This window comes from Ruegeria sp. CJ2 (assembly GCF_056536745.1).
Map to the genome: position 1 here is coordinate 41,827 of NZ_JBQFQF010000003.1, position 21,512 is coordinate 63,338.

Annotated in this window: 23 protein-coding genes and 1 pseudogene; 20 read left to right on the forward strand and 4 right to left on the reverse strand. The window is 58.5% G+C overall.

The genetic code is table 11. From position 1 onward, the window contains the following. Positions 1-315 precede the first annotated feature (315 nt). From ACR0MS_RS04745 to ACR0MS_RS04835, 19 genes and pseudogenes are all read left to right on the forward strand, one after another. Positions 316-660 (forward strand): hypothetical protein, encoded by a 345-nt coding sequence (locus ACR0MS_RS04745; RefSeq protein WP_480569899.1) that lies wholly within the window; start codon positions 316-318, stop codon positions 658-660. Further along, complete coding sequence (locus ACR0MS_RS04750) at positions 638-1,939, forward strand: DNA-packaging protein (RefSeq protein ID WP_480569902.1); 1,302 nt, start codon at positions 638-640, stop codon at positions 1,937-1,939. The genes ACR0MS_RS04745 and ACR0MS_RS04750 overlap by 23 nt, the downstream gene beginning before the upstream one ends. An 81-nt stretch (positions 1,940-2,020) precedes the next feature. Next, positions 2,021-2,584: a hypothetical protein gene (locus tag ACR0MS_RS04755; protein ID WP_480569905.1), complete on the forward strand. Its 564-nt coding sequence runs from the start codon at positions 2,021-2,023 to the stop codon at positions 2,582-2,584. Positions 2,585-3,138: 554 nt separating this feature from the next. Continuing rightward, positions 3,139-4,557, forward strand: coding sequence for a hypothetical protein (locus ACR0MS_RS04760; protein ID WP_480569907.1), 1,419 nt, complete (start codon positions 3,139-3,141; stop codon positions 4,555-4,557). Positions 4,558-4,694: 137 nt separating this feature from the next. Beyond that, positions 4,695-5,855 (forward strand): phage portal protein, encoded by a 1,161-nt coding sequence (locus ACR0MS_RS04765; RefSeq protein WP_480569910.1) that lies wholly within the window; start codon positions 4,695-4,697, stop codon positions 5,853-5,855. Then, on the forward strand, positions 5,848-6,066 hold the full coding sequence (locus ACR0MS_RS04770; RefSeq protein WP_480569912.1) for a GTA head formation protein, RCAP_rcc01685 family: 219 nt from the start codon (positions 5,848-5,850) through the stop codon (positions 6,064-6,066). Before ACR0MS_RS04765 ends, ACR0MS_RS04770 begins: the two co-directional genes overlap by 8 nt. A 26-nt stretch (positions 6,067-6,092) precedes the next feature. Next, a complete protein-coding gene (locus ACR0MS_RS04775) occupies positions 6,093-6,638 on the forward strand; it encodes an HK97 family phage prohead protease (protein WP_480569915.1) in 546 nt (181 codons plus the stop codon). 30 nt (positions 6,639-6,668) lie between these two features. Continuing rightward, positions 6,669-7,847, forward strand: coding sequence for a phage major capsid protein (locus ACR0MS_RS04780; RefSeq protein WP_480569918.1), 1,179 nt, complete (start codon positions 6,669-6,671; stop codon positions 7,845-7,847). Positions 7,848-8,021: 174 nt separating this feature from the next. Beyond that, on the forward strand, positions 8,022-8,621 hold the full coding sequence (locus ACR0MS_RS04785; RefSeq protein ID WP_480569921.1) for a head-tail connector protein: 600 nt from the start codon (positions 8,022-8,024) through the stop codon (positions 8,619-8,621). Continuing rightward, on the forward strand, positions 8,618-8,956 hold the full coding sequence (locus tag ACR0MS_RS04790; protein ID WP_480569924.1) for a head-tail adaptor protein: 339 nt from the start codon (positions 8,618-8,620) through the stop codon (positions 8,954-8,956). The genes ACR0MS_RS04785 and ACR0MS_RS04790 overlap by 4 nt, the downstream gene beginning before the upstream one ends. Beyond that, positions 8,953-9,366 carry a DUF3168 domain-containing protein gene (locus ACR0MS_RS04795; RefSeq protein WP_480569927.1) on the forward strand — a complete coding sequence of 138 codons (414 nt, stop codon included), beginning with the start codon at positions 8,953-8,955 and terminating at the stop codon, positions 9,364-9,366. The genes ACR0MS_RS04790 and ACR0MS_RS04795 overlap by 4 nt, the downstream gene beginning before the upstream one ends. Before the next feature lie 20 nt (positions 9,367-9,386). Further along, positions 9,387-9,800: a phage major tail protein, TP901-1 family gene (locus ACR0MS_RS04800; protein WP_480569929.1), complete on the forward strand. Its 414-nt coding sequence runs from the start codon at positions 9,387-9,389 to the stop codon at positions 9,798-9,800. A 4-nt stretch (positions 9,801-9,804) separates the two neighbouring features. Then, positions 9,805-10,122, forward strand: a complete 318-nt coding sequence (locus ACR0MS_RS04805; protein WP_480569932.1) for a gene transfer agent family protein — start codon at positions 9,805-9,807, stop codon at positions 10,120-10,122. Then, on the forward strand, positions 10,119-10,331 hold the full coding sequence (locus tag ACR0MS_RS04810; RefSeq protein WP_480569935.1) for a rcc01693 family protein: 213 nt from the start codon (positions 10,119-10,121) through the stop codon (positions 10,329-10,331). The genes ACR0MS_RS04805 and ACR0MS_RS04810 overlap by 4 nt, the downstream gene beginning before the upstream one ends. Further along, a complete protein-coding gene (locus tag ACR0MS_RS04815; RefSeq protein WP_480569938.1) occupies positions 10,315-10,980 on the forward strand; it encodes a phage tail tape measure protein in 666 nt (221 codons plus the stop codon). The genes ACR0MS_RS04810 and ACR0MS_RS04815 overlap by 17 nt, the downstream gene beginning before the upstream one ends. 12 nt (positions 10,981-10,992) lie before the next feature. After that, a complete protein-coding gene (locus ACR0MS_RS04820) occupies positions 10,993-11,625 on the forward strand; it encodes a phage distal tail protein, Rcc01695 family (protein ID WP_480569941.1) in 633 nt (210 codons plus the stop codon). Next, positions 11,625-12,512, forward strand: a pseudogene (locus ACR0MS_RS04825) (DUF2163 domain-containing protein). The gene ACR0MS_RS04820 and the pseudogene ACR0MS_RS04825 overlap by 1 nt, the downstream one beginning before the upstream one ends. Further along, positions 12,509-12,955 carry an NlpC/P60 family protein gene (locus ACR0MS_RS04830; protein ID WP_480569944.1) on the forward strand — a complete coding sequence of 149 codons (447 nt, stop codon included), beginning with the start codon at positions 12,509-12,511 and terminating at the stop codon, positions 12,953-12,955. Before ACR0MS_RS04825 ends, ACR0MS_RS04830 begins: the two are co-directional and overlap by 4 nt. Continuing rightward, positions 12,956-16,918: a baseplate multidomain protein megatron gene (locus tag ACR0MS_RS04835; RefSeq protein WP_480569947.1), complete on the forward strand. Its 3,963-nt coding sequence runs from the start codon at positions 12,956-12,958 to the stop codon at positions 16,916-16,918. 283 nt (positions 16,919-17,201) lie between these two features. Here ACR0MS_RS04835 and ACR0MS_RS04840 read toward each other — a convergent pair whose 3' ends face one another. Further along, positions 17,202-17,540 carry a TraR/DksA family transcriptional regulator gene (locus tag ACR0MS_RS04840; RefSeq protein ID WP_480569950.1) on the reverse strand — a complete coding sequence of 113 codons (339 nt, stop codon included), beginning with the start codon at positions 17,538-17,540 and terminating at the stop codon, positions 17,202-17,204. Positions 17,541-17,624: 84 nt separating this feature from the next. On the opposite strand from ACR0MS_RS04840, the gene cysE reads away from it, so the two are divergent. Continuing rightward, positions 17,625-18,434, forward strand: a complete 810-nt coding sequence (gene cysE / locus ACR0MS_RS04845) for a serine O-acetyltransferase (RefSeq protein WP_480569953.1) — start codon at positions 17,625-17,627, stop codon at positions 18,432-18,434. Between the two features lie 7 nt (positions 18,435-18,441). Here cysE and ACR0MS_RS04850 read toward each other — a convergent pair whose 3' ends face one another. From ACR0MS_RS04850 to ACR0MS_RS04860, 3 genes are all read right to left on the reverse strand, one after another. Beyond that, the gene (locus tag ACR0MS_RS04850; protein ID WP_480569956.1) at positions 18,442-18,678 is read right to left on the reverse strand and encodes a hypothetical protein; all 237 of its coding nucleotides are present in this window, start codon (positions 18,676-18,678) and stop codon (positions 18,442-18,444) included. A gap of 155 nt (positions 18,679-18,833) precedes the next feature. Beyond that, positions 18,834-20,132, reverse strand: coding sequence for a pyruvate dehydrogenase complex dihydrolipoamide acetyltransferase (locus ACR0MS_RS04855; RefSeq protein ID WP_480569959.1), 1,299 nt, complete (start codon positions 20,130-20,132; stop codon positions 18,834-18,836). A gap of 12 nt (positions 20,133-20,144) precedes the next feature. Further along, positions 20,145-21,509 (reverse strand): pyruvate dehydrogenase complex E1 component subunit beta, encoded by a 1,365-nt coding sequence (locus tag ACR0MS_RS04860; RefSeq protein ID WP_480569963.1) that lies wholly within the window; start codon positions 21,507-21,509, stop codon positions 20,145-20,147. Positions 21,510-21,512 lie beyond the last annotated feature (3 nt).

Genomic DNA, 21,512 nt, shown 5'->3' on the forward strand with positions numbered 1-21,512 from the left:
GTGTTTTGGGGCACATGCGTGTTTGGCGAGGGAATGTCAAGTTTTCCGCTGTGTAATTGGTAAGTTTCCCAAACGGTGTGTTTGATATTGAAGATATGGAAAGTTGCGATCCAGAGGTGGAAGGTCTTGAGAAATAGTTGATCTACAGGTCGGTCCCTGTTGCGTTGGTGTTGCGTAAGTATTTGACTTTGCGAGCTTATTATCCTAGTCTCTGTGTCATGCTAGAAGAGGTGGGTAACGGCCCTGGGGAAGCCCGGTGGCCGTTTTTCGCTTCTCTCGTGCGGAGAAAACTCACGCATGAGGTCACAGGCACACATGACTTTGATTACCCCGGAAGAGCGGATTTCCCAGACGGCTGACTTGTTGCAGTCGCTTGAGCGATCCATTCGCGAACTGCGCCAAGCAGCGGAAGAACTGCGCAGGCAGATCGGTGCCGGGGAGGATGCAGACTTTGCCGGAGCAGGCAAGCAACTGGGTCAGTTAGAGGGGCTGATCCGAAGTTGCCAGAAAGTGGAGATAAGCTTTGTCGAACAACATCACAGACAAGCCGGAATTGCCCAAGGGGGATACGCGCTCGACCTTGAGCGCGCTCGATTTGAGGTTGGGTGCAGGCTGGCTCGCCTCCGCCGATGCTGCGGTGAGGGACAGATTTCTGAGTGAGATCGGGGAGGGGGGGCTGTGCGCCCTCCCTTTCCTGTTTGAGTTCTGGGCGCTACCGCATCAACTGCCGCCCGAGGGCGATTGGCGGTCTTGGGTGATTATGGGCGGGCGCGGTGCGGGTAAAACGCGCGCCGGGTCCGAATGGGTGCGGTCGATGGTTGAGGGGTCTAAACCGCTGGACAAGGGCGAAGCCAGCCGGGTGGCGCTGGTGGGTGAGACTTTTGATCAGGTACGCGACGTGATGATCTTTGGCGACAGCGGCATATTGCAATGCTCGCCCCCGGATCGTCGGCCGGTCTGGAAGGCGTCGGAACGCAAGCTGATCTGGCCCAACGGAGCCGAGGCGCAGGCGTTTTCAGCGCATGATCCCGAGGGGCTGCGTGGCCCGCAATTCGATGCGGCCTGGGTGGATGAACTGGCCAAGTGGAAAAAGGCGGCTGAGACCTGGGATATGTTGCAATTTGCGTTGCGTTTGGGGGAACGTCCGCGCGTTTGCGTGACGACCACGCCGCGCAATGTGAAGGTTTTGAAGGATCTGCTGGCCTCGCCGTCCACCGTCCAGACTCACGCGCCGACCGAGGCGAACCGGGCTAATCTGGCGGACTCGTTTTTGGCCGAGGTCCGTGCGCGCTATGCAGGTACGCGGCTGGGACGGCAGGAGTTGGACGGGGTGCTGCTGTCGGATGCCGAGGGCGCGCTGTGGACCGGTTCGATGCTGGAGGCGGCGCACTGTGCGCAAGTTCCCGCGTTGGATCGGATCGTGGTGGCGTTGGACCCGGCGGTGACGGCTGGTTCCAGCGCGGATGCTTGCGGGATCGTGGTTGTGGGCGCGCAGGTGCAGGGGCCGCCCGAGGAGTGGCGCGCCTATGTGCTGGCCGACCGCACGGTACAGGGCGTTGGTCCGGCGGGTTGGGCGCAGGCGGCGATCGACGCGATGGACGAGTTTGGAGCGGAACGACTGGTGGCTGAAGTCAATCAGGGCGGGCAACTGGTGGAGGAGGTCGTGCGGCAGGTGGACGCTCTGGCCCCGTTCCGCGCGGTGAGAGCGTCGCGCGGCAAGGTCGCGCGGGCCGAGCCTGTGGCGGCGTTGTACGAACAGGGGCGGGTGAGCCATGTGGCCGGGCTGGACACGCTGGAGGAGCAGATGTGCCAGATGACCGCGCGCGGGTTCGAAGGGCAGGGCTCGCCCGACCGGGTCGACGCGTTGGTCTGGGCGCTGCATGAGTTGGTTGTGGGGCCTGCGGGGGGGTATCGGCGGCCTAGGGTGCGGAGTTTATAATTTTCTGAAGAATAGGTTCTTGACAGTTTTTTTCGTTATGTCTCAGATATTGTGGAATAAATTTTTTAGTAGGTGAGAATTGTGACTGACAAGTATTCTGATCTTTCTTTGGCAGGACTACCAATCGGGACCGAAGTTGTTGGTGATGAAGCGTTAATTGAGCTTTTCAAAAAAGAAAGAGATCCAGATTTATGGCATCTTTGTTTGACCCAAATGAACCCCGATACCAATGTGACAATTTCACCGGCAATGTGGATGATTTCACAGCCGGAACTTGATAGAGCAACAGCGATGGTAATGCTGGATGTATTTGGTTGGAATACCGAGCGCGACGGGGAACGAGTGTATCCAGTCTATTCCGGCGATGGCAAATACAGATACGCCTCCTGGTCTGACGGGCCGGAAAGAGAGCATGAGGCATTCAACAAGGTAATTGACCGCCTCAGGAAAGATGACTTTTCGCGCGCGGAATTACTTGCTCCAAAGTATTTTGTCAGAGATGAAGCCGACGCAAGAGATTTTGAGCCCAAAATACTTTTGGCGGGGCAACCAGGGAGAGAACTCAAAACCCCGTGGAAACTCTTAGATGAAACTGGAGTGGTGTTTGATCCTCATGACACCGTCATAACGCCATATTGGATGTAAAAATGGGAATAAATGAGCATAAATATGTAAAGCGTTGAAATAAATAAATTTATTGACTTTTTTCTGCCTGCGATCGTGCGTCGTTTCTATGCTTTGTGAAGTGTCTCGTTGCCCCGCGGGAGACTAGGAGTGACGAAATTGCTTTCGTGCGCTTTTTGATATTTCCTTGGGGTATGCCCAAAAGTATTGAGGTGTTGATTTATTTCAAATTATTGGCACGATGCGTCGGAAGATAATGGCTTCGCGTCACCTCCCAAACTCGTTTGAATACAGTGTTTTTAGTAAGTAAACTGCCAAAAATAGTAGTGTTAGCTGCAATAGCGTTGATCATGCCGGCATTCATGATTTTCGTTGGAGTCCCTTACGGGCACAGCGTGATCTATAATTTCGCGTGGTTCACCCAATATTCTCAACAGTTTGACCAAGGAACTTGGTTGCCCAGGTACCTACCTGAAATGTGGGGTGGGCTTGGAGGGTACGACTTCTTTTTTTACGCGCCACTACCATTTTGGCCCATCTCTGTCGCCACTTCTGTGATTTGTTCAGAGTGCGCTTTGGACACCCAAATTGCGGTTGGTATGGCGTTCATACTAGTTTTGAGTTCGCTCACCTTTTTTGTTTTTGCGAGATATTTTTTCGGAAAATGGCCTTCGGCTGTAGGAGCGGTGGCCTACTCGCTATTGCCCTATCACCTGTTGGGAGACTGGTTCATTAGGCAAGCTGTTGGAGAATTCACGGCCTTTTTGTTTATCCCAATAGTTGCACTTGGCGTAGAGAAACTCAGACGAAATGAGGGATATGGTTGGGTTCTGGCCCTAGGTGTAGCCGGAACCTCGCTTAGCCATTTACCGACCGCTGTGTTGGCCGTTCCTGTCTTTGGAGCAATTGTTCTACTGATATCTTTCTCGAGAGCCGCAACAGTAACCTCAACGAGAAAATTTCTGACGAAAGTAATTTTTTGGTCAGCATTGGGACTGTTCCTTTCGTGCTTCTATTGGCTGCCATCGATAGTGCTGTTGGATTCGGTTTCATCTGAGATTTTATTCAAACCGTATTTCAGCCCCGAAAATTGGCTTTTTGGCTGGGGAAGAGACACCCCAAGTGAGCAAGACACCAAATACGTTGTTTTCGTATTTTTCTTTTATTTGCCCTTGGTCCTTGCTTCACATGCCATAACGCGGGGCGTTCTGCGAATCTGGACCTTTGCGCCTGTCATATTGGTTTTGGCACTCAATATGTCGCTGGCCGAAGTGTTTTGGCAGATTGAATTATTTTCGAAAGTTCAGTTCCCATGGCGTTTGCTCGTGTTTTCGGACCTCGCGGTTGCTCTGAGCGTTTCTGCCATTGCTGCTCACTTTTCTCAAAACACAAAGGCACATCTTGGTGCTTTGATAGCCATGGTTGCGTTGAACTTGGTTCTTTTGTTGGCACTAAAGAACGCAAATAATCAAAACTCGATAGGTCTGGATACTGAGGCGGAACTGGTTTCTTGGAGCGGAGCCCGAGAATATTTAAGCCCTGAGCTGCGTTCGGCGTTTGAAAGACGGTTGGAAGTAGACGGTCTGGAGTTGATAGACTTTGACGTTTTTGCTCAAGAAGTAGCGGTCTTTGCGCAAGAGGTGGAAGCCGTAGAGAACGGGCCACTGGAAATTGTCGGGTCTTCGAGACATCTGCGCGTTAGGCCGAGGCAGAATGATGACAGAGTAGTATTGCCTATCCAATACTGGAGTTTTTGGAGGGCCGTGACTGACAACGGCATTGCTCTTGAAATTGAGCCTAATCCGGAATTTGGAACGCTGGACATTTTGGCAGCGGAAAATGGTTTCGATGATGGAGAGATATTTGTCTATCTTCCTCTCCATATCAGTGAAAAGGTCGGATATTGCGTTTCGGCTATTTCGTTCATCTTTCTGTTAGTTATAAGCTTTTATGGTCGTGCGCGGCGGTTTAATAAGATCAACCAATCGGGCTAACTGATACAAGTTCTTCAACCAAGTTAACTTTTGCACTGTTGCCCAACCCCCGTACGCCCCATTCCCGAGGCTTAAACTTCTTTCCGTCATAACTCCTTTCAACAAGCCGGACATAGCGGCGAAAGAAAGGAGCACAGATGGTATTCGATTTCTTGCGTCGTGGAGCGTCCGGGGAGGCGCCCGAGACAAAGGCGAGCGCGGCGGGGCCTGTGGTGGCGTGGCAGACGGGCGGGCGCGTGGCGTGGAGCCCTCGGGACGCAGTGTCTCTGACCCGCACAGGGTTTTCGGGGAACCCGGTCGGGTTTCGCTCGGTCAAGCTGATTGCTGAGGCGGCGGCGGCGTTGCCTTTGGTGTTACAGGATCAGGCGCAGCGGTTTGATACCCATCCGATCCTGTCGCTGATGCGCCGTCCGAATGCAGCACAGGGGCGGGCGGAGTTGATGGAGGCTCTGTTCGGGCAGTTGTTGCTGTCGGGCAATGCCTATGTCGAGGCCGTGCAGGCAGAAGAAGGCTTGCCGCTTGAGCTGCACGTCCTGCGCTCGGACCGGATGAGCGTGGTGCCGGGCGCAGATGGCTGGCCCAAGGCTTATGATTACACAGCGGGCGGCAAGACACACCGGTTCCAGGCGGATGTGATCTGCCATATCAAGTCTTTCCACCCGCAGGACGACCACTATGGATTCTCGCCCATGCAGGCGGCGGCGATGGCAATTGATGTGCATAACAGCGCGTCTCGCTGGTCAAAATCGCTGCTCGACAACGCGGCGCGGCCCTCGGGGGCGCTGGTTTGGAAGGGGGATGGTCACGGCGTCATGGCCGAGGATCAGTTTCGGCGACTGTCCGACGAGATCGAGCAGAACTATCGCGGGGCGCGCAATGCAGGCCGTCCGATGGTTCTGGAAGGGGGGCTGGATTGGAAGCCGATGGGGTTCTCTCCATCCGATATGGAGTTTCAAAAGACCAAGGAAGCCGCCGCCCGCGAGATCGCGCTGGCCTTTGGGGTCCCGCCGATGTTGCTGGGGATCCAGGGCGACGCGACTTATTCGAACTACCAGGAGGCTAACAGAGCGTTTTATCGCCTGACCGTGCTGCCTCTGGTGACGCGGGTGGCGGCGGCGGTGTCGGAATGGTTGGTGGGCTATTCCGGCGAGGATCTGGTGTTGAAGCCCGATCTGGATCAGGTGCCTGCACTCTCGGCAGAGCGCGACGCGCAATGGGCGCGGGTCAACGGGGCCGATTTCCTGACGGATGCCGAAAAGCGCGCCTTGCTGGGGCTGCCGGAGCGTGCGGATGGCTGAGCGGTATCCTCCGTTCGAGTGCGCGCCGGGCCTGCGCCTGGCCGCGCATGAGAGGGTGGCCGAGATCCAGCACGCGCATCTGTGCCGCAGGCTGGATCAGATCGAAGAGATGATGGAACGGCTGGAGAAACGGTTGTGGCTGACGGTCTATGGCGTCGCGGCAGTGATCCTGGCGCAGGTGTTTCAGTCCTTCCTTGCGGCAACGCCGTGAAATCAGAAGCTTACGAGGAGGTGTCCATGAATTTGGAACACAAATTCGCACGGTTCGGAGACGGGCTTTCGGTAACGGATGATGCGGTGATCGAGGGTTATGCCAGCCTGTTCGGTCAGGTGGATCAGGGCAGTGACGTGGTGCAACGCGGGGCGTATCGTGGCTCGCTTGCAGGGCTGGCGAAAGCGGGTCAGCGGGTCAAGATGTTGTGGCAGCATGATCTGGCGCAGCCTATCGGCGTCTGGGATGAGGTGCGCGAGGATGACCGGGGCCTGTGGGTCAAAGGACGTCTGCTGGAAGCTACGCAAAAGGGCCGTGAGGCGGCCGAGCTGATCCGGGCCGGGGCGATGGATGGCCTGTCGATTGGCTATCGCACCAAGCGGGCCGTGAAGAATGACAAGGGCCAGCGGGTCCTGACCGAACTGGAGCTGTGGGAGGTGTCTTTGGTGACATTCCCGATGCTGCCCAGTGCGCGGGTGGCGGCAAAGGGCGTGGACCCTGAGGCCGAGAACACCTGGCGCAGTATTGCCGAGGTGTTCCGTGACGCCCGGCAGGAGCTGGCGCGGACCTAGCGCGCCTCAACCCCCAATAAGGAAGTGCTGATGAGCAAGACCGAAACCCCGGCCTTGACCGGAGAGGGTGCGCCCCTGGTTCAGGAGGTGAAGCAGGCGATGGCTGGCTTCGTCAATGAATTCAAGGGCCTCAAGGCCGAAGTGAAAACCCAACTGCAACAGACAGAAGAGCGACTGACCATGCTGGATCGTAAATCAACCATCGCGGCGCGCCCGCACCTTGCGGCCTCGATTGAGGACGGCGCACCGCATCAAAAGGCGTTCGACGCTTATGTGCGTTCGGGCGAGGATGACGGCCTGCGCGGGCTTGAGATGGAATCGAAATCCTTGTCCAGCGCCGTGAACAGCGATGGTGGCTATCTGGTTGATCCGCAGACCGCCGAGATCATCAAGTCGGTGCTGAAATCTACTGCCTCGATCCGCTCGATTGCGTCGGTGGTGAATGTCGAGGCGAACTCGTTCGACGTGCTGATCGACCATACCGATGTGGGCGCGGGTTGGGCCGATGAGAATGCCGCTGCGAGTGAGACGGCGACTCCGTCGATCGACCGCATCTCGATCCCGCTGCACGAGTTGAGCGCGCTCCCCAAAGCCTCGCAACGTCTGCTGGATGACAGCGCCTTTGACGTCGAGGGCTGGCTGGCAGGCCGTATCGCCGACAAGTTCGCCCGCGCAGAGGCCTCGGCCTTTATCAACGGGGATGGGGCGGACAAGCCAAAGGGTATCCTGAACCACGCAAAGGTCGACAATGATGTCTGGGACTGGGGTAATCTGGGGTATGTACCCACCGGTATTGACGGTGGTGTCGACGCGGACTCGATCGTGGACGTGGTTTATGCGCTGGGCGCGCAGTACCGGGTCAACGGCACCTTCGTGATGAATTCGAAAACTGCAGGTCTGATCCGCAAGCTGAAGGACAGCGATGGCCGATTCCTGTGGTCGGACGGTCTGGCCGCGGGTGAGCCCGCGCGTCTGATGGGTTATCCGGTGCTGATCGCCGAGGACATGCCGGATGCGGGCACCGACAGTTTCTCGATCGCTTTTGGTGATTTTCAGGCGGGTTACACCATTGCCGAGCGTCCTGACCTGCGCGTGTTGCGCGACCCGTTCAGCGCCAAGCCGCATGTCCTGTTCTATGCGACCAAACGCGTCGGCGGCGACGTGAGCGATTTTGCCGCGATCAAGCTGGTGAAATTCGGCACCGCTTAAGGCGGGCTGAATCCTCGGTGGGCCATTGGTCCTCCGGGGCGGCGGGCGCGGGCCGGGGTGAGATCCTCTGCGTTGTCTAGCTGCTCCCCTCCGTCCGAGCAACGTGGGGCGGCGCGTGCCCGTTAATTCCTGAAGTTACGGCCCCGGAGGGGTCCGAGATTGCGGAGTGAATGGATGATGTTGATCGAAGAAACCGCCATCGCGGATGCGGCGCTGCCGGTGGATCAGTTCAAGGCTCATCTGCGGCTGGGAACGGGTTTCACCGAAGACAGCGTGCAGGATGACGTGTTGAAAGGTTTTCTGCGTGCGGCGATTGCGGCGATTGAGGCGCGCACTGGCAAGGTGCTGATCGCGCGCGGCTTTTCGTGGGAGTTGAGCGGCTGGCGCGATGCGGCGGGCGAGGTGTTGCCGGTGGCCCCGGTCACGGCGATCAGTGCGGTGACCGTGACTGACGCGGCTGGCACCGACAGCGTTGTGGACAGTGGCCGGTATCGTCTGGCCCAAGACAGCCAGCGTCCGCGTCTGCGCTCGGCGGGTGCAACCCTGCCGACCATTCCCGCGGGCGGGTCGGTTAAGATTGCCTTTACCGCTGGGATGGTTGCGGATTGGGGCGCGTTGCCCGCTGATCTGGGGCAGGCGGTGCTGCTGCTGGCCGCGCATTACTACGAATACCGCGATGAGACGGCGCTGGGCGCGGGTTGTATGCCCTTTGGCGTCACCAGCCTGATCCAACGCTACCGGGTCGTGAGGTTTGGTGCCGGGGTAGCGCAATGAAGACGCCCCGATTGAACAGAAAACTGGTGCTTGAAGCACCGGTGCGCAGCGCGGATGGAGCCGGTGGTTATGCCGAGACCTGGGCCGCCGTGGGAACGGTTTGGGCCGAAGTAACTGCGCGCAGCGGGACCGAGCGGTCTGTCGCAGGCGTCCCGGTTTCGCGCGTTGGCTATCGCATCGTGGTGCGCGGCGCGCCCAAAGGCTCGTCGATGCGTCCAAGCCCGGATCAGCGGTTCGTGGAAGGCACGCGCCGGTTTGTGATCCGCGCGGTGGCCGAGCGCGACCCGCGTGGCCAGTACCTGACCTGTTTTGCGGATGAAGAGGTGGCGGCATGAGTTACGGCGTTTCAGCCGCGTTGCAGGCGGCGGTGTTTCAACAACTGTCGGGCGATGCGCAGGTCAGCACGCTGTCAGGCGGCGCGATTTATGACGCGGTTCCGGCGGGCGCGGTGCCTCAGACCTATGTCACGCTGGGTCCGGAAGAGGTGCGTGATGCCTCTGACCGTTCGGGCGCCGGGGCTTTGCATCGGTTCACCGTGTCGGTGGTGTCCGAGGCCGCGGGTTTTGGCGCGGCCAAGACGCTGGCGGGTGCAGTGTGTGATGCGTTGGAAGGTGCTGCACCAACCTTGGATCGGGGCCGCCTTGTAGGGTTGTGGTTCGAACGCGCCAGCGCCCGACGCACCGGAACCGGCGGCGCGATCCGCCAGATCGACCTGAGATTCCGCGCCCGCGTGGAAGACGACTAAGCAATCAACGGAGAGAGCATATGGCTGCCCAGAACGGAAAAGACCTGTTGGTCAAAGTGGATATGAACGGCTCGGGCCAGTTCGAGACCATCGCGGGCCTGCGCGCCACGCGGGTCAGTTTCAACGCCGAAAGTGTGGATGTCACCAGCCTTGAAAGCCAGGGCGGGTGGCGCGAGCTGCTGTCGGGGGCGGGGGTTAAATCGGCCTCGATCTCGGGCTCGGGCGTGTTCAAGGACGCGGGCACTGATGAGCGCGCGCGTCAGTTGTTCTTTGACGGCGAGACGCCGAGTTTCCAGGTAATCATCCCCGATTTTGGCATTGTTGAAGGCGCGTTTCAGGTGACGGGCATCGAATATGCGGGCTCGCACAACGGTGAGGCCACCTATGAGATGAGCCTGGCCAGTGCCGGTGCCCTGACCTTTACAGCGCTGTAATCCAATGGCCAATCCGTGGACGGGTGAGGTGGCTTTGACCATCGACGGGCAGCCTCGGGCGCTCAAGCTGACGCTGGGCGCTTTGGCGGAACTGGAACAGGAGCTTGGCACCGGAACATTGGTGGAACTGGTTCAGCGGTTCGAAGGCGGGGCCTATTCCAGCGGCGATGTGCTGGCGCTGATCGTGGCCGGGCTGCGCGGCGGCGGGGCAGATGTGACGCGGGCCGACATGCTGCGCGCTGAGATCGAGGGCGGCCCCATGGCGGGCGCGCGTGCAGCGGCTGAACTGTTGGCCCGCGCCTTCATGGTACCAGATCGGTGAGCGGGTTCGACTGGCCCACCCTGATGCGGGCTGGGATGACCGGCCTGCGTCTGACGCCGGACCAGTTCTGGCGTCTGACCCCGGCCGAGCTGCGGCTGATGCTGGGGCAGGGCGTGGGAATGCCCGCGATGAACCGGGCGGGGCTGGACGCGTTGCTGGCGGCCTACCCGGACAAGGAACAAGGAGAGCGTGATGACGACGGATCGTGACGGGTTGGACGACCTGCAGGAACGGGGCGAGGCGCTGGGCGATGCGCTAGGGGATGCTGCGTCAATGGCGGCGGCGTTTGACGGTCAGATGAAACGCATCAGCGCCGCGTTTGAAGAGACCGGCAAGGACGTCGCGACGTTGGAGCGTGGCATGTCCAGTGGTCTGCGCAAGGCATTTGACGGCGTCGTTCTGGACGGGATGAACCTGTCGGATGCGCTGGATGTGCTGAAAAACTCGATGATCCGCACGGCGTATTCGGCGGCGATCAAGCCGGTGACGGATCACTTTGGCGGTCTCATTGCAGGTGGGATCGGGAGCTTTGTGCAAGGTATCCTGCCCTTCGCTGACGGCGGCAGTTTCAGTCAGGGCCGCGTGATGCCTTTCGCCAATGGCGGGGTGATCAGCGGGCCGACCACGTTTCCTATGCGTGGCGCTACAGGGCTGATGGGTGAGGCTGGCCCCGAAGCGATCATGCCATTGGCACGTGGTCCGGATGGAAAGCTGGGCGTTCGCTCATCCGGCGGCGCGCGCGCCGTCAATGTGGTGATGAACATCACGACGCCGGATGTGCAGGGGTTCCGCCGCAGTCAAAGCCAGATCGCCGCACAGATGAGCCGCGCTTTGGGACGCGGCAATCGCAACAGATAAAGGGAGCAGGTCATGAATTTCCACGAGGTGAGATTTCCCGCCAGCCTGAGTTTCGGCTCGGTCGGTGGCCCCGAACGACGCACGGATATCGTGACGCTGGCGAACGGGTTCGAGGAGCGCAACACCCCTTGGGCGCATTCGCGCCGCAGATACGATGCCGGATTGGGTATGCGATCGCTGGACGATATCGAGACGCTGATTTCATTTTTCGAGGCGCGGCAGGGGCAGATGTTCGGGTTCCGGTGGAAAGATTGGTCCGACTTCAAATCGGGGGCTGCGACCGCCGAAGTGGACAAGGGCGATCAGATCATCGCGCGAGGCGATGGCCTTCAGACCGAGTTTCAGTTGGTGAAAACTTACGTTTCAGGCGGCTTTCAATACGCACGGCCTATCGTGAAGCCAGTTTTGGGAACGGTGAAGCTGGGCTTGGAACAGGATGAGGTTCGCGAAGGTGTGGACTTTGAGGTCGATCTGGTTCGGGGTAAGGTTATGTTTGCGGATCCTCCACCTGAAGGTGTTGAAATTACGGCAGGTTTTGAGTTCGACGTCCCGGTTCGGTTCGATACAGACAAAATCCAAACAAGCGTTGCAAGTTTTCAGGCAGGTGACGTCCCTAATGTGCCCGTTGTCGAGGTGCGCGTCTGATGGCCGGGAATAAGGATGCGCTACAGGCTCACTTAAAGACTGGATTGACAACCACTTGCCGTTGCTGGGCGATCAAACGCCTTGACGGACAGGAGTTTGGTTTCACCGATCACGACATGGAGCTGAGCTTTGACGGCCTGACGTTCAAGGCCAGTACGGGCTTGACCGCAACTGCGATTGAACAGGCGACCGGGCTTTCTATAGACAACTCCGAAGCGATGGGGGCCTTGTCGGATACGTCCGTCACCGAAGCAGATATCGAGGCGGGTCGGTTTGACGGGGCCGAGGTGCGCGCCTGGCTTGTAAACTGGGCGGACCCTGAACAAAGGGTCCTCCAGTTTCGCGGCTCGGTTGGGGAACTGCGTAGGGCTGGCGGTGCATTCCATGCCGAATTGCGCGGATTGACTGACTTGCTAAATCGACCCTTGGGGCGGGTTTACCAGAAGCCCTGCACGGCAGTGTTGGGAGACAAGTCCTGCAAATTCAATACCGCTACCTCTGGGTTTTCCGCAGAAACCACGGTCACCGAATTGACGGCTGGCAGCATCATGAGGCTGCAAGGGGCGACATCACCGGACAGTGGCTAGTTCGAGCGTGGACGGATGGATGTGATCACGGGGTCAGCCTCGGGTCTGTGGGCGTCCATCAAACAAGATGACCTTATCGTAGGCGGGCGCACCATTACGTTGTGGTCCGGACTGAGCGGTGGGTTGGAAGTTGGGGATCGGGTCCGTCTGACGGCTGGCTGTGACAAGCGGATGGAAACCTGTCGAAAGAAATTCAACAACCTTCTGAACTTTCAGGGGTTTCCCGATTTGCCGAAGGAAGATTGGGTGTTGGCGGTTCCCAAGAAAGGACATCCAAACACCGGGGGAAGCAGGCGATGAGTGGGTCCAAGCAGGATATCGTAAAGGAAACCCGAGCCTGGCTGGGTACACCCTATAGGCACCAGGCATCGGTAAAGGGTGTGGGCGCAGATTGCCTTGGCCTGCTACGGGGGGTCTGGCGCGCGCTTTTGGGCGAGGAACCTGAAAGCGTACCGTCCTACAGTATGGATTGGTCAGAACCTCAGGGTGAAGAGCGCTTATGGGCGGCTGCTCGTCGGCATCTTGTGCCTAAAGGCACTTGCGAGATGGAGGCGGGCGACATCCTTCTGTTTCGTATGCGGGAAGGTCGGGTCGCGAAACACATCGGAATTGTCAGCACGGTTGGAAGCGCACCGCGTTTTATTCATGCGTATTCCGGACACGGCGTTGTTGAGAACACTCTGAGCGCCCCGTGGCGCCGCCGAGTGGTCGCTTGTTTCAGCATTCCCTTGGAGGATCTTTGAATGGCTACGATTGTTCTTTCCGCAGCGGGTGCGGCCATTGGTGGTGCGATCGGTGGAACGGTCGCGGGTCTATCGACTGCAATTGTCGGGCGCGCGATCGGTGCGACGTTGGGGAACGTCATTGACCAACGCCTGATGAGTCAATCCGTGATGGGCAGCGGCAGTGAGGTTGTCGAAACAGGCCGGCTCGACCGGTTTCGCCTGACCGAAACGGGTGAAGGTGCTCCGGTTGCGACCATCTTCGGTCGCATGCGGGTTGGTGGGCAGGTCATATGGGCCTCGGACTTTCTGGAAACCCGCAGCACCAGCACGCAAACGCAATCCGGTGGCGGTGGTAAGGGCGCACCTAGAACGCCTGATGTCACGACGACGACCCATAGCTACAGCTATTCAGTTTCTCTTGCGATTGCGGTGGGCGCGGGTCTGATCGCTGATGTCCCACGCATTTGGGCCGACGGAGAGGAGGTTGAGCGCGCAGGGCTCAACATGCGTATCTACCACGGTTCGGACGACCAGCTTCCTGACCCACTTATCGAAGCCATCGAGGGCGCGGGTTCGGTTCCAGCGTATCGAGGCACGGCATATGTGGTGATCGAAGATCTGCAGTTGGCTCCATTCGGAAACCGTGTTCCACAGTTTTCCTTCGAAGTCGTCCGACCGGATCAACCAGACTTGCCGGAAACCCAAAACGCCTTGTCCACTATTGTCCGCGGCGTTGCGATGATGCCGGGGACCGGCGAATATGCATTGGCCAGCACACAGGTGAATTACACCAAGGGTCGGGGGCAAAGCTGGGCTGCGAATGTGAACTCGGCCTCGGGTGAGCCCGATCTTGTGACGTCAATCAAGGCGTTGAATGCAGAGTTGCCCGCTTGCGATGCGGCGTCTTTAGTCGTGTCTTGGTTCGGAAATGACCTGCGCTGCGGTCAGTGTCAGATTCAGCCCAAGGTTCTGCACAAGGATATCGAGGGTAAGAACATGGCCTGGCGCGTGGCAGGGATGACACGTCAGACCGCGCAGGTTGTGAAACACGATCAGGAGCGTCCGGTTTATGGTGCAACCCCGGCCGATGACTCCGTCCTTCAGGCGATCCGACACCTGAAAATCACCGGCAAACGGGTGATGTTCTATCCCTTTATTCTTATGGATCAATTGGCCGGGAACGGTCTGCCTGATCCCTGGTCCGATGCCCCTGATCAGCCTCACTTGCCTTGGCGCGGGCGAATTACCTTGAGTTCCGCACCGGGCCGCCAAGGTTCCCCGGATGGCTCTGTAGCCGCAGATATGGAAGTGGCAGAGTTTTTTGGGGAAGCTCGCGCCGATGATTTTGCCATAGGTGATGCGGGCGTCGAATATACCGGTCCGCAGGAGTGGGGCCTGTTCCGGTTCATCCTGCATTACGCGGCCCTGTGCAAAGCTGCGGGGGGCGTGGATTCTTTCTGTATCGCGTCGGAAATGAGGTCGCTCACGCAGATCAGAGGGTCCGCCGGGTTCCCTGCTGTGGATCAGATGCGTGTATTGGCTAGCGAAGTCCGCAAGATACTCGGGGCTGAGACCAAGATCGGCTATGCTGCGGATTGGAGTGAGTATTTCGGATACCAGCCTGCCGATGGCAGCGGAGACCGGTACTTTCATCTGGATCCGCTTTGGGCCGACGACAACATAGATTTTGTTGGCATCGACAATTACATGCCGCTGTCCGATTGGCGGGATGGTGAGAGCCATGTTGATGCTCAAAACGGGGCATCAGCGATCTATGACATCGACTATCTGCGCGGCAATATTGAAGGCGGGGAAGGGTATGACTGGTACTATGCCTCGCCAGAGGAAGCCGAGGCACAGATACGTGCTCCGATTGAGGACGCGGAACACAATGAGCCGTGGGTCTGGCGCTATAAAGACCTGCGCAATTGGTGGGCGCAACCGCATCACGAACGAATTGGGGGCGTGCGACAGCCGGATCGAACTGCATGGGTTCCGGGGTCGAAACCCATCTGGTTCACGGAACTTGGGTGTGCTGCTGTCGACAAGGGGACAAATCAGCCGAACAAGTTCTTGGATCCCAAATCTTCTGAATCCAGTTTGCCGAAATACTCCAACGGCTTGCGGGACGACTTTATACAGGTTCGGTATCTGGAGGCGGTTTTGGGCTATTGGTCTGACCCGCAGATCAACCCTGTTTCAGACATTTACGGCGGTCGGATGATTGATATGTCCAACGCTTATGTCTGGGCATGGGATGCCCGGCCGTTCCCAGCCTTCCCCAACCTGCGCAGTCAGTGGAGTGACGGCGAGAATTACTCTCGCGGTCACTGGCTGAACGGGCGGTCGGGCGCGCGGACGTTGGCGTCAGTTGTAACCGAAATCTGCCACGGGGCTGGAGTGACTGACATAGATACGTCTGGCCTTTACGGGATCGTTCGAGGGTATGTGATCGAGCAGGTCTCGGACGCGCGGTCGGCGTTGCAACCTCTGATGCTGCGGTACGGGTTCGACACGGTTGAGCGTGATGGCATTCTTCTGTTCCAATTGCGTGACGGCCGGTCACCGATCCATATTGATCCGGAAAAGCTTGCGATCAGTTCGGATATCGAAGGTTCAATCGAATATCGACGTGAAGCAGAAGCCGAGATGACAGGCCGCGTCCGCCTGCGTTTTGTCCAGTCAGACGCGGACCACGACATCGTCGCCGAGGAAGCCGTACCTCCAGACGCGCGCACTCACGCCGTGTCGATAAACGAGATGCCCTTGTCAATGACGCGCGCCGAAGGTCGCCAGACGGCCGAGCGGTGGCTGAGCGAGGCAAGAATATCCCGAGAAACGACGCGCTTCGCCCTCCCTCCGTCGATGTCTCATGTCGGGGCGGGGGATGTCGTCAGCTTGAAGGGAAGCGACGAGGGCGCGCGATACCGCATCGACCGGTTGGAGCAGGCCGAGTTGCAAATCGCTGATGCCGTCCGGGTTGAGCCCGGTATATATACGACCACGGACTTGCCGGACGACGCAATCGCCGAGAACCCTTTTGTGGCTCCGGTTCCTGTGTATACTGTGTTCCTTGATCTGCCATTGATGAGCGGGTCCGAGGCACCGCATGCGCCATATTTGGCAGTGACAGCAAACCCGTGGCCCGGAGGCGCCGCCGTCTATTCCGCGCCATCGGACGAAGATTATGTGCTGGAACAAGTCGTATCTGGTCAGGCAGTGATTGGCCTGACAGAAAGCCCGCTGATGCGGTCAAGCGCCGGAGTTTGGGACGAAGGCGCCCCGCTAAATGTTCAACTCATTGATGGCGTTTTGGAATCCCGCCCACGCTTGGCGCTGCTGAGTGGCGCCAACCTTGCGGCGATCGGGGACGGAACGCCCGACAATTGGGAATTGTTCCAGTTTGCCGACGCAGGCCTTCAAAGCCAGGGAGCCTACGCGTTGTCCGGGCGGCTTCGTGGCCAGTTCGGGACTGACGCGCACATGCCAGAGGTGTGGCCTGAGGGTTCGGTGTTTGTGTTACTGGACTCACGTGTCGTTCAAACCGGATTGCTTCGGTCAGAGCGCAGGCTTGCGAAACACTATAGAATTGGTCCGGCAACGCGTGGGTATGATGACCCGTCGTTTGTTCACCAAGTCGAGGCATTCAATGGCAATGGTTTGCGCCCCTACGCCCCGGTGCATCTGCGTGTGCGTAAATCGGCAGCAGGCGACACGCTTTCGTGGGTGCGTCGAACGCGAATTGACGGAGACGACTGGACCGGAATCGAAGTCCCGTTGGGTGAAGAGGCTGAATCCTATCTGATACAGATTCGGGCCGGAGGGTCCTTGGTACGTGAGGAGTTCGTTCAAAACCCCAAATGGACATATACGTCGGCTGCGAAGCTTGCGGACGGTGTGGCCGAACCTTACGCGGTTCAGGTGGCCCAGCTATCGGCCAGCTATGGCCCCGGTCTGTCGGCTTCTATCGCGGTAGGTTAGATGGCAGAGTAAGGCTGACCCTCCAAAGAGATGTTTCCACTGCGGCGCATGTTTTGTGACATGCGCTGCCCGATGAATGAGATAACCACCGCGCCTAAATGGTACATGATGCAAAGATCACCAGAGGGTTGGTCGTCAGAACTGGCGAAACCACCCCTGATATGGAAGAGCTGGGTCGAATTCCTCAATGCCTTCGTGGTTGAAGGCGGCGGAGAAACCTTAAAGGATGTATATTATTTCTAATTATTACAATGCATTATAGGAGATTCGATCAGATGCAGTGTCACCCAGATGCGCAACTAACGCATTTGGTGGCTGCATAATCCAAGTTCAGTCGACCAACAGGAATCTCTTCACCGCAGTCCTCGCAGAAACCGTATTCTCCTTCGTCGATCCTGACCAAAGCCGCGCTTAACCTGTTCATTTCGATGTCCCGATTGGCTTGCTGTGCCTTTGCCATTGCCTGGTTTTGCAACGCGTCCATCCTGCTAAGGCGTCCCACCGCCTGCTGGTCCAATTCTACGATCGCCTGTGCCTTCTTTCCTGTCTCCGAGGCATCGGTAAGTTCGGCTATACGGCTGCGTATTCTCGCCTCGAATTCCGCCATCAAAGATGCATTCATTTTTGTTATCCTGCTGATCACGGGTTTGCGTTTGGCGTTTTTGCCACTAAATGGCATTCTAGGCGCAGCAAAGGATCAAAAGCCATGTTGGAAACGCGCAGTCACGTGACCCCCGTCGACCCTGTTTGGGATCGCATCACGACCGAAGCTCAATTAGCCGTTGAGAATGAGCCGTTGATGGGCGGGTTGGTGCACGCCTGTATTCTGCACCACCGCAGTCTCGACAGGGCATTGTCCTACCGGGTTTCGGCCAAGCTGTGCTCGAACGAAATGTCCATGATGGTCCTGCGCGAGATCGTGGACGAAGCCTATGCGGATGACCACTCGCTGATCGAGGCAGCCCGTGCCGACTTGATGGCGGTTTACGAGCGTGATCCGGCCTGTCATCGCCTGCTGCAACCGATCCTTTACTTCAAGGGCTATCAGGCAATGCAAGCCTATCGTGTGGCGCATTGGCTCTGGCAAAAGAAACGCTACGATCTGGCATATTTCTTCCAGATGCGTTCATCCGAGATTTTCGGGATTGATATCCATCCGGCCGCAAAAATCGGCAAAGGGATCATGATCGACCATGCGCATTCCATCGTAATCGGTGAAACCGCTATTGTGGGGGACAATGTGTCGATGTTGCATTCCGTCACGCTTGGCGGGACCGGCAAAGAAGAAGAACAGCGCCATCCGAAAATTGGTGACGGCGTTCTGATCGGCGCGGGTGCCAAGGTGCTCGGCAATATCGAAGTCGGCCACTGCAGCCGGATCGCTGCCGGTTCGGTTGTCTTGCAGGCTGTGCCCGCGTGCAAAACCGTTGCGGGCATTCCAGCAAAGATTGTCGGCGAAGCGGGTTGCGATCAGCCAGCGATCTCGATGGATCACATGCTGGGCAAGGATCAGTAAGGCACCCTCAGTTCGAGCGGTTGTTCTTTTCGTTCAACCGCTTGAGCCGCTTTTCTTCCCGGCGTTTCTTTCGCTCTTCAATCCGCTTGTTGCGCTCGGCTTCCCATTTGGCAACCGCGCTTGTTGAGTTGAATTTCGAGTTTTCACCGGGATAGCTGTTGGGCTTGGCATAGGCATCGGCAGGTGCGATCGCAGCCAGCATCAATAAAACCAAGCCAGTCCGAGTAATTCGCGTGAAGGTCATGGGGCACCTTTGACTCCGTGTCCGATCTGCAATCAACTTGATGCCCCGCGCGGTTCCAAACAACGGTTGACCGGATCACGTTCGCTCACTTCCCGTCTAGACATGAAAAAGCCGCGCCGGAAGGTCCAGACGCGGCTGTTTCGGATTTTTGGGTGTCAGGCCAGCATGACCATGGGGTTCTCGAGGTTCTCGACAATGGCTTGCAGCAGTTCCGCGCCGAGTGCCCCGTCGATCACGCGGTGATCTACGGACATGGTGACGGACATCACTGTTGCGACGGTCAGCTCTCCGTCATCGCCAACAACTGGTTTTTTGACGCCAGTCCCCACGGCCAGAATACCGGCGTGCGGTGGGTTCACGATGGCGTCGAAATTGTCGATGCCAAACATGCCCAGATTCGAGATTGCAAATGTCCCGCCCTGATATTCATGCGGGGCCAGTTTTCGTTCACGCGCGCGACCTGCAAGGTCTTTCATCTCGGTCGACAGCGCAGACAGCGACTTGGTGTCGGCATCTTGCAGAACCGGGGTGAACAGGCCGCCCTCGATGGCGACCGCGACGGCCACGTCCGACGGCTTAAGTTGCAGAACCCGGTCGCCCGCCCAAACCGCGTTACAGGCGGGAACTTGTTGCAGCGCATTGGCGACGGCCTTGATGATGAAATCATTGACGCTGAGTTTGACGCCGCGCCCTTCCAGTTGCTTGTTCAACTGGCTACGGAACTTGAGCAGCGCATCCAGTTTGATATCGCGACGCAGATAGAAATGCGGGATTGTCTGCTTGGCCTCGGACAGACGCGCGGCAATGGTTTTGCGCATCCCGTCGAGCTTGATTTCCTCATACGCGCGGCCCTCGTACATTTTGGCCACGGCATCTGCCGATGGGCCAGCCGGAGCCGTCGCCGCCGCTGCGGGAGCTGCCGCTGCAGGCGTCGGAGCGGGCGCGGCGGCGGTGGCACCCTCGACATCCGCCTTGACGATGCGTCCATGGGGGCCGGAACCGGTGATCTGCGCTAGATCGAGACCTTTCTGCGCTGCGATGCGCCGGGCCAAAGGCGAAGCAAAGATACGTCCGCCATCGGATTTGACCGGAGCAGCCGGAGCCGGGGCAGGCGCCTCGGATGCCGCTGGCGCGGCAGCCTCGTTACCTGCGGCGGCCGGGGCCGCCTCGGGCGCTTTGGCAGGCGCAGACGCGATATCATCCGCGCTTTCGCCTTCTTCCAACAGAACCGCAATGGCGGTGTTGACCTTGACCCCCTCAGAGCCTTCCGGGATCAGGATCTTGCCGATGGTGCCTTCGTCAACGGCCTCGAACTCCATCGTGGCCTTGTCGGTTTCAATTTCTGCCAGCAGGTCGCCGGAGGAGACGGTGTCGCCCTCTTTGACCAGCCATTTGGCAAGGGTGCCTTCCTCCATGGTCGGCGACAGGGCGGGCATCAGAATTTCTGTAGGCATCTGTGTCGCTCCTTACCGGTAGGTCACTTGTTTGACGGCGGCGATCACCTCATCCGTGGTGATCAAGGCCAGCTTTTCGAGGTTGGCGGCGTAAGGCATCGGAACATCCTTGCCGGTGCAGTTGATGACCGGCGCGTCGAGGTAATCGAACGCCTCTTGCATCACGACCGAACTGATATAGCTGCCGACCGAGCCTTGCGGCCAACCTTCTTCGACAGTCACCAGACGGTTGGTCTTCATCACCGAGTTGATGATCGCGCCGGTGTCCATCGGGCGGATGGTGCGCAGGTCGATGACCTCGGCGCTGATGCCGTCCTCGGCCAGCTTGTCAGCGGCTTCCAGTGCGTATTGCATCCCGATGCCAAAGCTGACGATGGTCACGTCCGAGCCTTCGCGCCAGATGCGGGCCTTGCCCAGCGGGATGGTCAGGTCATCCACCTGCGGTACGTCGAAGGACCGGCCGTAGAGGATCTCGTTTTCAAGGAAGACCACCGGGTTGGGATCACGGATCGCCGATTTCAGCAGACCTTTGGCGTCGGCTGCCGAATAGGGCATCACAACCTTCAGGCCGGGGATCTGCATGTACCACGCGGCATAGTCCTGCGAGTGCTGCGCGGCGACGCGGGCAGCAGCACCGTTGGGACCACGGAACACAATCGGACAGCCCATCTGACCGCCGGACATATAGAGCGTCTTGGCGGCGGAGTTGATGATCTGGTCAATCGCCTGCATCGCGAAGTTGAAGGTCATGAATTCGACGATGGGTTTCAGACCACCGAAGGCAGAGCCCACGGCGATACCGGCAAAACCATGCTCGGTGATGGGCGTATCAATGACGCGCTTGGAACCGAATTCGTCCAGCAGACCTTGGCTGATCTTATAGGCCCCCTGATATTCGGCGACCTCCTCACCCATCAGATAGACGTCTTCGTCACCGCGCATTTCCTCGGCCATTGCATCGCGCAGGGCTTCGCGGACCGTTTCGGATTTCATCTGAGCGTCGGCAGGCCAGTCCGGTGACAGATCAACCACAGGCGCGGCAGGGGCCGGAGCGGGGACCTCAACCACTGCAGGGGCGGCCTCGGACACCGCTGCGGCTGCAGGCGCAGCCGCGGGCAGGGCGGAGGCGTCTTCGCCCTCTTCGACAAGGATCGCGATAGGGGTGTTCACCTTGACGCCTTCGGTGCCCTCGGCAATCAGGATCTTGCCAACGATGCCTTCATCGACAGCCTCAAATTCCATCGTCGCCTTGTCGGTTTCAATCTCGGCCATGATATCGCCCGAGGATACGGTGTCGCCTTCCTTGACCAGCCACTTGGCCAGCGTGCCCTCTTCCATCGTGGGCGAAAGGGCGGGCATGAGAATTTCGGTTGCCATGTC

Excerpts from the sequence above, each read along its gene's own strand:
- ACR0MS_RS04745 (WP_480569899.1), top strand. The coding sequence starts at position 316 with ATGACTTTGATTACCCCGGAAGAGCGGATTTCCCAGACGGCTGACTTG.
- ACR0MS_RS04765 (WP_480569910.1), top strand. The coding sequence starts at position 4,695 with ATGGTATTCGATTTCTTGCGTCGTGGAGCGTCCGGGGAGGCGCCCGAG.
- ACR0MS_RS04770 (WP_480569912.1), top strand. The coding sequence starts at position 5,848 with ATGGCTGAGCGGTATCCTCCGTTCGAGTGCGCGCCGGGCCTGCGCCTG.
- ACR0MS_RS04775 (WP_480569915.1), top strand. The coding sequence starts at position 6,093 with ATGAATTTGGAACACAAATTCGCACGGTTCGGAGACGGGCTTTCGGTA.
- ACR0MS_RS04780 (WP_480569918.1), top strand. The coding sequence starts at position 6,669 with ATGAGCAAGACCGAAACCCCGGCCTTGACCGGAGAGGGTGCGCCCCTG.
- ACR0MS_RS04785 (WP_480569921.1), top strand. The coding sequence starts at position 8,022 with ATGATGTTGATCGAAGAAACCGCCATCGCGGATGCGGCGCTGCCGGTG.
- ACR0MS_RS04790 (WP_480569924.1), top strand. The coding sequence starts at position 8,618 with ATGAAGACGCCCCGATTGAACAGAAAACTGGTGCTTGAAGCACCGGTG.
- ACR0MS_RS04795 (WP_480569927.1), top strand. The coding sequence starts at position 8,953 with ATGAGTTACGGCGTTTCAGCCGCGTTGCAGGCGGCGGTGTTTCAACAA.
- ACR0MS_RS04800 (WP_480569929.1), top strand. The coding sequence starts at position 9,387 with ATGGCTGCCCAGAACGGAAAAGACCTGTTGGTCAAAGTGGATATGAAC.
- ACR0MS_RS04805 (WP_480569932.1), top strand. The coding sequence starts at position 9,805 with ATGGCCAATCCGTGGACGGGTGAGGTGGCTTTGACCATCGACGGGCAG.
- ACR0MS_RS04815 (WP_480569938.1), top strand. The coding sequence starts at position 10,315 with ATGACGACGGATCGTGACGGGTTGGACGACCTGCAGGAACGGGGCGAG.
- ACR0MS_RS04820 (WP_480569941.1), top strand. The coding sequence starts at position 10,993 with ATGAATTTCCACGAGGTGAGATTTCCCGCCAGCCTGAGTTTCGGCTCG.
- ACR0MS_RS04830 (WP_480569944.1), top strand. The coding sequence starts at position 12,509 with ATGAGTGGGTCCAAGCAGGATATCGTAAAGGAAACCCGAGCCTGGCTG.
- ACR0MS_RS04835 (WP_480569947.1), top strand. The coding sequence starts at position 12,956 with ATGGCTACGATTGTTCTTTCCGCAGCGGGTGCGGCCATTGGTGGTGCG.
- ACR0MS_RS04840 (WP_480569950.1), bottom strand. The coding sequence starts at position 17,540 with ATGAATGCATCTTTGATGGCGGAATTCGAGGCGAGAATACGCAGCCGT.
- cysE (WP_480569953.1), top strand. The coding sequence starts at position 17,625 with ATGTTGGAAACGCGCAGTCACGTGACCCCCGTCGACCCTGTTTGGGAT.
- ACR0MS_RS04850 (WP_480569956.1), bottom strand. The coding sequence starts at position 18,678 with ATGACCTTCACGCGAATTACTCGGACTGGCTTGGTTTTATTGATGCTG.
- ACR0MS_RS04855 (WP_480569959.1), bottom strand. The coding sequence starts at position 20,132 with ATGCCTACAGAAATTCTGATGCCCGCCCTGTCGCCGACCATGGAGGAA.
- ACR0MS_RS04860 (WP_480569963.1), bottom strand. The coding sequence starts at position 21,509 with ATGGCAACCGAAATTCTCATGCCCGCCCTTTCGCCCACGATGGAAGAG.